Consider the following 11684-nt stretch of genomic DNA (forward strand, 5'->3'; position numbering starts at 1 on the left):
ATTTTGCGAAAGCCCCTTTAAATTGGAATAATATTCCTCGGCGTCAGACCCCCTGGAAAATTTTTCATTGGGGTCTGACCCCCTTACATAAATTTACTATTAGCTCCACTACTCTTTCAGTGGATTTACCATCTTGATATTTAAAGTATTTATTTTTAAACTCTTCTACTTTATCAGAATAATAAACTTCGCTTAAAATAGCCTGTACTATTTCTTCTTCAGTTTTACAGATAAAGCCTGGCATAGTTTCTTCGTAGTCCATATATATTCCACGTTCTTTTTTGTATTGTTCCAAATCTGGTACAAAGAATATCATTGGCTTTTTCATTATTGAGAAATCAAAAATCACTGATGAATAATCTGAAATCAAGTAATCTGCAATGGAAAATAATCTTTTTATACTTTCACCATTTCCATCAATAATACTTTCATCATTAGCAATAACTCTGTCTCCCAAGGAAGGATGAAGCTTGTATATTATTACATACTCATCTCCCAATTGTTCCTTTAAGTATTGCAAATTTATTTCTTGATATTTTATATCATATATTGGGTCTCCTCTGAATGTAGGTGCATAGACTATAACTTTTTTCCCTTTTATAGTTGGGAATTTCTTAAGCATATGTCTTTTGTACTTTCTCATCTTTTCTTTAGAAAAAAGATTGTCCGTTAGAGGAATTCCTATAGGGAGAACACTATCTTCACTAACCCCAAAGGCAGTTGAGTAATGTTTTTTCCACTCTTCAGAAGTAGCTAAAACATAGTCATAATTTTTTATTGGATATTCTCTCTCTATATCATTACCAAATTTTTTAATAGCGCCGCAAGCATGCCAAACTTGTATTACTTTTACTTCCTTTTTTTTAAAATTAGATACAACAAAATTATTATAATCTAAAAGCACTACCTTTGATGTATTTACATGATACACTTGCTTCATACAATTAAATAAATATGCTATATTTCCCTTTAGTGAATTTTCATAATTAGTGAGTATATACACTAATTCATAGGAGTTCTCTTTCTCTAATTTTTTTGAAATAAGTTTAAAATCCCTCTTCAATTTATCACTACAATAACATATGAAGGTAATTTTATTACTTTTCACTTTAAGAGGATATGTTACTAAATTCACCACAGCCAATATACAGTACACTATTATATTTTTCATTTTAATCTTTCCTTTATGATTAATTTCTCAAACACCTTCTGAGAAGCATGTCCATCTTCAAACTCATGGTATTGATCGATAAATTTCTGAAGAGTATCCTTATAAGTTTCAAATATGTTCTTATCTTTTATTGCTTCTATTAACTTATTTTCATTTTCAAATATTGGTCCTGGCAAATCCTTGTTTACGTCTAAATAAAAACCTCTTAACTCCTCTTCATACTCTTTTTTATCATACATATAGAAGAGTATAGGTCTATTTAAAATAGAGTAATCAAAAAATGTGCTTGAATAATCCGTTATTAAAATATCACTTACTACATATAATTCATTAATATCATAATTTTCCGGGAAGATATATAGGAAATCCTCTAAACCCTTAGAATTAAACTTATTAGCAATTAAGTAGTGTGGTTTGAAAATTACTACCCAATCATTTCCTAAGTTTTCATGCCACATATTAAAGTTTACTTTTAGCTCAAAATAATAACCTTTATCATTAAACTTATTATCCCTCCAAGTTGGACAATATAATAATACCTTCTTATCTTCAGGTATGTTTAGTCTATTTTTAATCTCCACTATTTTCTCTTCAGTTATATTAACTAAAAAATCATTTCTTGGATATCCAGTTTCAATTACTCTTTCTCTTTCAATATTAAAACAACTCATAAATTTTTCAGTAGAATGTCTATTAGGGGAAAGTAAATAATTATATCTAGCTACATCTATATCGTAAGATTTTAACATCTCATCTCTAGTTTGCTTGGATCTAAAAAATGTTGTTTCCTCTGCAACAGAAATATCGTGGGCCAATCTCTTTAAAGGGGTCCCATGCCAGCATTGAATATATATTTGATTTTTCTTCTTTATGCAGTACTCAGGCAGTTTAGAATTTATTACCCAAAACTTAGATTTTGCAAGATAATAAAAATACTTAAGACCTCTATACTTAATTACCTTGGCACCTTGAATTTCTATATTTGGATTTTTTAATGCCCAAACACATTTAAAGTCATTTAATTTCCCTTTCTCTTGCATATATTCATATATATACTTTGGATTGCACAAATAGCCTCTACCTAAGTGAGCCACAAATAGTATTGTCTTTTCATCAACCTTTATATGCTTATAAAGACTTTTATAAACACATGTTACAAAAAAGAATACTACCTTCTTTAATGTTTTAACTATATTCATATCATTTCGTCTCCTAACTCTTTAACATAATTGTACAATATTGAATTTACTTTACAACTACTATTGTAAACTTTATGAAAATTCTTAAAGAGGGTTGTCTATAACAACCCTCATCTTTAAAATATTTCCATACGAGATAATTCTTCATAGATATTTTCATACACCTTTTTATCATCAATTGTATCCAAGATAGTATATCTACCTTTTCGTGTTTCAGGTGCATAGTCCATAACCCTTAAAAATTCTTCTCTTGTCAATTTAGGAAGACTAATTTCTAATCTCTTATATATATCTATTATGTTTGAATAATCTTCCTTATATAGCATTAAGGAAATTATTGTACCCAAGGCCACTTGAATTCCATGGGGTGCCCTACCACCTAATATGTAATCAATGGAATGACTAATCATATGTTCTGAGCCACTACAAGGTCTGCTAGTACCTGCCATTTCCATAGCTACTCCACTCATTATTAATGCATAACTTAAAGTCTCTAAAAACTTATAATCATCCAATGACATTTCTTCTCTAGTTATTATAGAAGCAATTGAACTTTTAGATAGCATTACAGCAAAGTCATTGATGCGTTCACCATTATATTTCTCTGCCAATTTCCAATCCTTCAATGCCACTATATTAGATATTAAATCTCCCACCCCTGATTGTTTTAATATAAGAGGTGAACTTTTAATTATATCCAAATCAATTAAAATTGCAGTAGCGGGTTCACAACCACAACTATTTGTAATTCCGGTTTTATCTTTTAGAACAGCTATAGGTGATGCTATTCCATCATGAGCTAAAGCAGTTGGCATACTAATAAATTTAACTCTACTCATAAAAGAAACGTACTTACATATATCTAATACTCTACCTCCACCAAATCCTATTATTAAATCTGCCTTAAAATTAAACACTTTTTCATTTAACTTACTAACTTCCTTTATACTATTATCAGTGACACAGAAAATATAATTATCTTCTCCTAGTTGGTTAATTATACAATCTATTTTATCCTTATAAACATTAATTAGATTCTCATCAATAACAAATATATACTTAGAATATTTAATATTTTCTTCTTTTAAAATACTTTTTATATCACTAATAACGTTTCGTTCAACTTTAAGTAGATTTGGTAATTGAAACTTATTTTCCAACGTAATCGCCTCTTTATTCTTATTTTATGTTAAATTGTACTATACTATCTAGTACTCTCTTATAATCTTCTTCAGTATCTATTTCAGTACATTTAAATTCATTTACTCCTTTTGCATTAACTTTAATATTAGTAAGTATATTATTTATTGCATCTTCGTAATAAATATTAACCTCTCCATTATTAACAAGTCTCTTTATTTCTTCAAATGTAGCTTGTGCTTCATTTTTTTCAAATTTTAAAATTCCTATATATTCGCCAAAGCCTTCTTTAGGTGCTATTTTCTTACTTACTTCTACTATTCTATTACCATCTACTTTTACTTTCATTTCTTCTTCATCTAAAACTATATTTGTGTTTACAATCATAAAACTCTCATTAGTTTTATCAATATCCTTTAATATTAATGGATTATATATAATATCACAATTAAATAATATAAATCCGTCTTTTAATTCTTCTTCACAAAGATGAACTGAGTAAATATTATTACTTGTATTGTATTCTGCATTATATCTTAAGGTAATATTTAATTCAGAAAAATTTTCACTAACATATTCACTTATTTTTTCTGATTTATAGCCTGTTATTATTAAGATTTCTTCAACACTTTCTATTGCTTTAATATCATTTAATATTCTTCCTAATAAAGTTGTATTCTCAACTGGCAATAAAGCCTTTGGAATTTCCTTAGTTATATCTCCTAATCTACTTCCCATGCCTGCTGCTAAAATTACTGCTTTCATTTATTTCTCCTCCATTAAATCCATTTTATATTTTATTTAAATACTGTCTCATAAACACGCTTAGCTGCGTATCCATCATCTAGGTGACAGAATTTATTATAGAACGCTTCTTCTTTTTCTCTATATTCTTCTTTTACTTTTGATATATTTTCTAAAGACTCAATAACTGCTTCAGTAGTCTTTACCACTGGACCTGGTGCCACTTCTGGTAAACTAAAGTAAGCTCCTCTTAAATCATTTGTATACTTATCTAAATCATAGGCAAAGAAAACCATTGGTCTTCTTAGGTTTGCATAATCAAACATAGTTGATGAATAATCTGTAATCATTACATCTGATACTAAATAAAGTTCTTGTATATCACAGCCTTGAGACAGATCATATACAAACCCAGCATAATCAGAAACATTAATTGTATTAGCAATTAAATAATGCATTCTTAGAATTAAGATATACTCATCACCTAAAGCTTTCATCATTTTATCCAACTCTAATTCCATAGTCATTTTATAATGACCTTTTCTATAAAAATTATCCTCACGCCATGTTGGTGCATACATTACTACTTTTTTATCCTTAGGTAAATTGAATTTATCCTTTAATTCATTAATGTATTTTCCATTGTTCCCTTTATATAAAATATCATTTGCCGGATATCCATAAGGAAGCATTACCTTATCAAAGGAAAAGGCTCTTTTAAATATCTCTGCAGAATAATCATTTTGAGCAATAAGATAATCCCATCTTCTAGAGTTTCTATAGAATTTTTCTTTATAATCATTAACATCTCTAACCCCTGGCATACTTGCATTAAACATATCATTACCTAAGGTCTTGTACGGTGTACCATGCCAAGTTTGTAAGTAAGAAACCTCTGGCCTTTTAATTATTTCATCAGCTTGTCTTGCATTAAACACCCAATAACCAGCTGTAGCCATGTAATAATAATATTTTAAAGTCTTCCTCTTAACCTTTTTAGCTCTACCTATTACCTCATCCTCAGTATTATTTAAAATCCATATTAATTCATACTTTTTATCTAACCCTTGCTCTACAAAGTAATTATAGACATACTTAGGATTTCCTGATACATTTCTTCCTAGGAAACTTTCAAATAGCACCCTTTTCTTTTTAACCGGACACTTTAAGAATATATCATTATATAATTTTAAGCATATATTTTTATATTTTTTACTAGATTGTACTATATCATACTTACTAAAGAAAATAGAATATCCATTAATCTCAGATACTACATTTTTAAACTCCTGAGTATTAACTTGTGTATATAAAGTTACTCCCTTTAATAGCATCTCATCTACGAAAGCTTTCACATTATCACACTTATAATGACAAACATAAGTTTTTTTACCTTTTTTAACAACCTTGTTACATGTCAACTCTGTATTTGTAGTTGCAACATTAGTTTTTATCAATCTTGAATTTAATAATTTATCAACATTCTCTTTAGTTCTATATTTTATTTTTAACTTATTCTTTCCAACATATATTGATAAAATCTGGTCTATATTTATTTCACTTTCTACTGACAAAGCTAACTTTTTCTCAACTTCAGTAATGTAAGCTTTTAATAAAATATTATCTCTTCCACCTCTTATCATCTCAGAAAGTATAATATCATCTTCACTATTTTTATAAGATATATCTTCACTAACTAAAACTTCATTATTTTCTAGCATCTCTATCTTTAAATTCCATTTCCCAGAAAATGCTCTTTTTATATCCCCTATTTCTTCACTACTAATTACATAGCTAAAACTTCCTTGTACTACCTCTAATGAATTTGCAATAATTATACTATTATCTGCAGCAATGAGCTTAATAATAATTTCCACCCCTGGAACCTGGAAAACATCTATAGTAGCATTAAGGTTTCCATTAATTATTATATTTCCATCTTCATAACTCATCCTTTTAACAATAGGTGCTATAGCAAGTTTTCCATTTATATCAAAGACTAAATTCTTAGTTTTTTCTTCAGATTTGACAATTAAATTCTTCATGCCCTGTTCATCTTCAAACTTAATCTTTTGAAATCTTACTTCCTCTTTAAACTTAACATCAAGAACTCTATCTTCAATTATTAGTAATGTATTTACATAACCTTCAACACTCCTTGGAACCCTATCAATACAAATTTTAAACCATAGAATTTCCCCATGTGCTTCACTTGGGTTCACTTCAATGTTTTCTTTATTTCTATCGTAAATCATTAACTTAGCCTTCATATCCTCAGTACCACGACTTTTATTATGATTAGCTTCTAGTTCTTCATAATCCTTAAGTTGTCCTTTAATATGTAGGAAATTCTCTCTAATATAACTTGTCTCAATTTCAAAATAGATACTACTTTCATCCTTATACTTTTCTACTATTAGCTCTACTTCATTTTCTCCATTTATAAATATATCAATGACATACATTTGTTTACCTATTTTCAAATTAAAACCTTTGCACAAATAGTTTTCACCCATGGTCTTCATTTGATTTAATCTTAAGGAGGTTGTTTCCTCATCATCATTACACAGTATAAACCGAGACCTTTCGCCAAAGAAACACCAATTTTTTTTTATTATCTCTTGTAAATCAATTGCATTTTTAAAACAATTAACCTTTAATAGAACTTTAGGGCTAAATAAAACTAACTTAGTTAGTTCCTTATTAGATTCTATATAAATTTTATCATTTTCAATATATACATTTTTTATATATCTGTTATTCATTATGCCATATCCCTTCTATCCTTTAACCTTCAATAGACATTTTACTTTCTTCAAATATGAAAATAATGCTATTTTGCTCTTATTATCAGTATCTTTATTCCTATCTACTGCAATTCTTTTTTCAAAGGCTTCATTTTTTAACTTTTTCTTTTCCTTTGGCGTTTTCTTCTTATATTCATTCACAAAGGCTTCATATTTATCTGCAACACTTTCTAGATCACCATATTCCATTAGGTAACCGCCTTCAATCCATAAACCTTTATTACAAAAGCTCTTAATTTGTGATATGGAATGGCTAATAAAAAATATTGTTTTACCTTCTATTTTAAATTCTTCAATCTTTTTAATACACTTTGCTGAAAAACTGCTATCTCCTACAGATAAAGCTTCATCAATTATAACTATATCAGGGTTTAGGTTTATAGATATAGAAAATCCTAACCTTGATTTCATACCACTAGAATAAGTCTTAAGTGGTTGGTATAAAAAATCTCCTAACTCTGCAAACTCTATAACACCTTCAGTTATCTCATCTATTCTCTTTTTAGATAAGCCTAATAGAGCACCCTTCATTTTAATATTCTCAAGGCCTGTTAACTCACTATTTAACCCTGTGTTTATTGCTATTAAAGATTGCTCCCCTACTATTTTAACATTTCCTTCATCCACTTCAGATATTCCAGCTAAAATTGAAGAAAGAGTAGATTTTCCTGAACCATTGGTTCCCAATACACCTACTACATCCCCTTTTTCAACCTTAAAGCTAATATCTTTTAATGCATAAAAATTTCTATGATTTGATTTACCCTTACTTTTTTTTAACTTAAATATCTTAGACACATTTTTAAATTCTACAGAATACTGATTATCCATTGGTTTCACTCCATTTTACATCATGTCAACAAATCTATGTCTAAACTTGTACATTAGTGTACTACCTACTATAAACATAGTCGTTATAATTACCCAAAATACTATCATCTCATTAATATTAGATAATATTCCTTCATGATAGAAGAAACTATCTCTATACCCCTGAACGATATAATATATTGGATTACACTTCATAATTTTTTGTATATTCTTAGGCATCTTATCCATTGTCCATAATATAGGGGTTATATACATCAACATTCTCATAGTTGCATTAACTATTTTTTTCACATCTCTCGTAAACATATTAAGCACTGATGTTATCATTGCTAGAGATACTGAAAAAGCCATACCACATATTAAGTAGTATAACACTTGAAAATTGTATAGACTAGGTACCATGCCCCTAATAAGAAAAATCACATATATTATCACCAGCATACATAAATGAATAATGGTTTCCTCTACCACTACTGTTGTAGGCAAAATGCTAACTGGAAATTTCATTTTTCTTATTACCTTTATCTTTGAAGAAATAGACGTTACTCCCTTCCTTATTGAGGGACTAATAAAAAACCATACTGCCATTCCCGCTAATAGCCAGTCCAAAAACTCAATCCCATCTACTGGTTTCCCACTTCTTATACCTATTCCAAAGACAAACCAATAGGTCGAAATTTGAATTAGTGGATTCAATACATTCCAGAGTATTCCTAATTTAGAGTCTCTGTTTTCTGCTAATATTTCATACTTAGCAATTAAAAAAATCCTATATATATTGCTTATATTTTCACTTACCACATACCTTATGCTCTTTATCATAATTACCTCTTTATCATATCTTCTCATAAAAATTACTATGACTTTAAAAATTTTATTTTATCTTTCTCTTCAAATCTTATATCATTTTATCACATCAACTAACATCTAACAAGATTTATTGTCTTTATGCAAATCCTATGTATAAAAACTCTAATAATAATCTAACTTTTATCTTTGTGTTTAATTTTTCTTATTTAACTTATACTGTTTTATTTGTATTTTATACAATAAAATAAGGACTAGCAAATCAACAACTAGTCCCATTCTAATGTATATTATTTTCCTATTGCAACTTGTCCTAGACCTAGCTCCTGTTTTATTTTAGTTGTTGATATTTCAGGAGTTCTGCCTAAATATATAACCTTGCAGTATTCTTTAAGGAAATCAAACTTTCCTTTCCAGTCATCTCCAATTACAAAAGTATCTACATGAAATTCTTTTATATCATTAATTTTTTGATCCCAATTATTTTCTGGAATAACTAAATCCACATATCTAATTGCTTCTAATAATTTTTTTCTCTCTTCATATGAAAAATAACACTTCTTACCTTTAACTTCATTAAACTCATTTGTTGATAAAGCTACTATTAAATAGTCTCCTTGCTCCTTAGCTCTCTTTAATATGTTTATATGACCATAGTGTAATAAATCAAATGTGCCGTAGGTAATTACTTTTTTCATTATTAAATTCCTCCAAAAAAATAAATCGCTTTATTTTTTATATTTTGTTTTCTTACTTATTATAATACTCTACACCATAATGAGCAACTATTTGGAATAAAATGCAACAAGGTCAGACCCCCTCCCATTTTATGGGTGGGGGTCTGACCCCATGGTATTAAATGTTAAATCACATCTGAACCTATTTCAACTTTTTTATATTTTCTTATTACAGTAGTTATTGTAGAACCTAGATATCCAGCTATTATTCCACCGATTATAGCAAAAACAATAGCAAAGATAACATTTAAAGGATTATTAAATCCAAAAGGTGCTAATAACCCTGGTATTGGTGATGCAGTTCCAGGCGCATTATTTATAATGTTAAAATGTGCAGCTGCAATTCCTGCTAATCCTCCACCAAAGAAGTTTGATGCATAGATAGGTAATGCATTAGCTGTTACGATATCTGCTTGAGTTAATGGCTCTAACATTACTGCCATTACATTACTTGAATCACCAAGCTTAAGTCTTTTAAATACCATACCATTTGTGAAGGATCCTCCTACACAAGCTATAGATGCTATTCCCATAGCAAGTCCCTGTAATCCAAGCATCGCTGTCAATGCCATGGAACTTAGAGGCGATGTGCAAATTACTTTAATTATTCCCCCTAATAAAAAGCCCATTAGAAGAGGAGATTGTTCAGCTGCAATAGCTATCATATTTCCTATATTACCTAAGGTAGAATCAACAACAGGTGCTGTTACACCAGCAATAACTCTTGATAAAACCGCAATTACTAAAGTTCCAACAATAACATCTAATCCCTTTGGTAATTTTTTTTCTAAATACGGTCCAACTAATCCTACTATATAGCCTGCTATAAATCCAGGTAAAATACCATATCCTGCTACTGATACCCCAGCTGCAACTGCATATACTGGGTTTAATCCCATGTTTAATGCTACCAATATTACTGCAGCTACACCTCCCATACTTCCAGAGGCACTACCTACTTCACCTAAGAATTTAACCTTTAATAGATCTCCACCTATATACTTGTGAATTGCCTCAATTAGAAATGTTGCTACAGCTGCATTTGCAAGTCCAGACATAGCCTTTTGCCCTTTTGGCATTTTTAAACTAAATACTGAAAACATAATTAAACTTAAAATTAATAATCCCATTCCTTTTATAATTTCCATTTTAATTCCTCCTATTTTTTTCTTTAGTTTATTATGCTTAAAATATACCTAAACGCAGGAAGACAGGGAGTAAAACAGCATAGTAAACTAACGCTATTCTACTCCCTGTCCTTTTATCTGAAAGTTTCCTTATAAATATATATAAGTCTATAAGTTTCTCCTTTGATGTCTCATTTAAGAGCTCTCTCCAGGGGTGTGTCTAATCATTGTAATCTACCTGAAAGCTTCGAAATAAATCCTTAGCTAAATTTACTTCTTTCTTCTACGGTTATCCTTATGAATATCTCCAATAATCTTCATACACCAATATTTTATTTTCAATTTTATTGTATATTCATATGTAAAGTTAGTCAATATAATTAACTTAAATTTATTATCAGTTTTTTTAATAGAATAATTAACACTTATTGAAAATTACCCTCATATTATTTGTATAAAATGTAATTAAGTCAGACCCCTGATACAAAATACAAGGGGTCCGATTATATGTCATATTTAATTATTAAAAAATTTTACTAGGATACTATATAAATATAAAGCTATAAAGAGCTTAATTAAAGTACCTGTAACTTTTAACTTATATGCTCTTTTTTAATATCTAGGAAATAAAATCTCTCCAAAGTAACTACGAAGCCATATTTCTTTTCTCCCTTGCTATTAATATAACTATCAGTGTTTATCTTTCCTTCAATACCTAACTTACTGCCTCTTGTCACATATTGACCAAGTATTTCTGCCTGCCTACCAAAGGCAACTACATTAATAAAAACAGCATTGTTATCCTTATCTTTATGTCTATATTCATTTACAGCTAATGTAAACTTTGTATAGCTTACTTTCCCCTCTGAACCACCATAAGTTTTTAATTCTAGCTCCCTTACTACATTACCAATTAAAGTTACTTTATTCATAAAATATTACCTCCATAAGTTAATTTGTTTTAATTATTAACACGAACATACAATCTTATTCAATGTATTTAAAATAAATTAAAAGCATATAAAACCCATTAATTTATATGCTTCATTATAATGTTCATATTTTTTTCATAACCTTGTAGATATTTATAAACTGCACTATATTTCGTACTTTTATGTTCC

10 protein-coding genes and 1 riboswitch are annotated in these 11684 nt (G+C 28.9%); all 10 genes read right to left on the reverse strand.

The window, feature by feature from the left end:
* Positions 1-64 precede the first annotated feature (64 nt).
* The 10 genes from B3630_RS02805 to B3630_RS02850 all read right to left on the reverse strand — a co-directional run bounded on the left by B3630_RS02805 (position 65) and on the right by B3630_RS02850 (position 11495).
* On the reverse strand, positions 65-1171 hold the full coding sequence (locus B3630_RS02805; protein WP_346895343.1) for a CDP-glycerol glycerophosphotransferase family protein: 1107 nt from the start codon (positions 1169-1171) through the stop codon (positions 65-67).
* On the reverse strand, positions 1168-2370 hold the full coding sequence (locus B3630_RS02810; protein WP_346895345.1) for a CDP-glycerol glycerophosphotransferase family protein: 1203 nt from the start codon (positions 2368-2370) through the stop codon (positions 1168-1170). Before B3630_RS02810 ends, B3630_RS02805 begins: the two co-directional genes overlap by 4 nt.
* 116 nt (positions 2371-2486) lie before the next feature.
* The gene (locus tag B3630_RS02815) at positions 2487-3530 is read right to left on the reverse strand and encodes an iron-containing alcohol dehydrogenase family protein (RefSeq protein WP_346895347.1); all 1044 of its coding nucleotides are present in this window, start codon (positions 3528-3530) and stop codon (positions 2487-2489) included.
* Between the two features lie 19 nt (positions 3531-3549).
* A complete protein-coding gene (locus B3630_RS02820) occupies positions 3550-4275 on the reverse strand; it encodes a phosphocholine cytidylyltransferase family protein (protein ID WP_346895349.1) in 726 nt (241 codons plus the stop codon).
* A 32-nt stretch (positions 4276-4307) separates the two neighbouring features.
* The gene (locus B3630_RS02825) at positions 4308-7019 is read right to left on the reverse strand and encodes a CDP-glycerol glycerophosphotransferase family protein (RefSeq protein WP_346895351.1); all 2712 of its coding nucleotides are present in this window, start codon (positions 7017-7019) and stop codon (positions 4308-4310) included.
* A 15-nt stretch (positions 7020-7034) separates the two neighbouring features.
* Positions 7035-7892, reverse strand: a complete 858-nt coding sequence (locus B3630_RS02830) for an ABC transporter ATP-binding protein (protein ID WP_346895353.1) — start codon at positions 7890-7892, stop codon at positions 7035-7037.
* 15 nt (positions 7893-7907) lie between these two features.
* Complete coding sequence (locus tag B3630_RS02835; protein WP_346895355.1) at positions 7908-8714, reverse strand: ABC transporter permease; 807 nt, start codon at positions 8712-8714, stop codon at positions 7908-7910.
* A 275-nt stretch (positions 8715-8989) separates the two neighbouring features.
* Positions 8990-9397 carry a glycerol-3-phosphate cytidylyltransferase gene (gene tagD, locus B3630_RS02840; RefSeq protein ID WP_346895357.1) on the reverse strand — a complete coding sequence of 136 codons (408 nt, stop codon included), beginning with the start codon at positions 9395-9397 and terminating at the stop codon, positions 8990-8992.
* 164 nt (positions 9398-9561) lie between these two features.
* Positions 9562-10584 carry a PTS sugar transporter subunit IIC gene (locus tag B3630_RS02845; RefSeq protein WP_346869637.1) on the reverse strand — a complete coding sequence of 341 codons (1023 nt, stop codon included), beginning with the start codon at positions 10582-10584 and terminating at the stop codon, positions 9562-9564.
* Positions 10585-10679: 95 nt separating this feature from the next.
* Positions 10680-10785: riboswitch (glycine riboswitch) on the reverse strand.
* A gap of 371 nt (positions 10786-11156) precedes the next feature.
* A complete protein-coding gene (locus B3630_RS02850; RefSeq protein ID WP_346895359.1) occupies positions 11157-11495 on the reverse strand; it encodes a single-stranded DNA-binding protein in 339 nt (112 codons plus the stop codon).
* Between the last annotated feature and the right edge of the window lie 189 nt (positions 11496-11684).

Origin of the sequence: Clostridium sp. UBA7503 (assembly GCF_002477055.1) — a bacterium.
In the GTDB taxonomy this organism is placed as follows: Bacteria; Bacillota; Clostridia; order Clostridiales; family Clostridiaceae; genus Clostridium_J; species Clostridium_J sulfidigenes.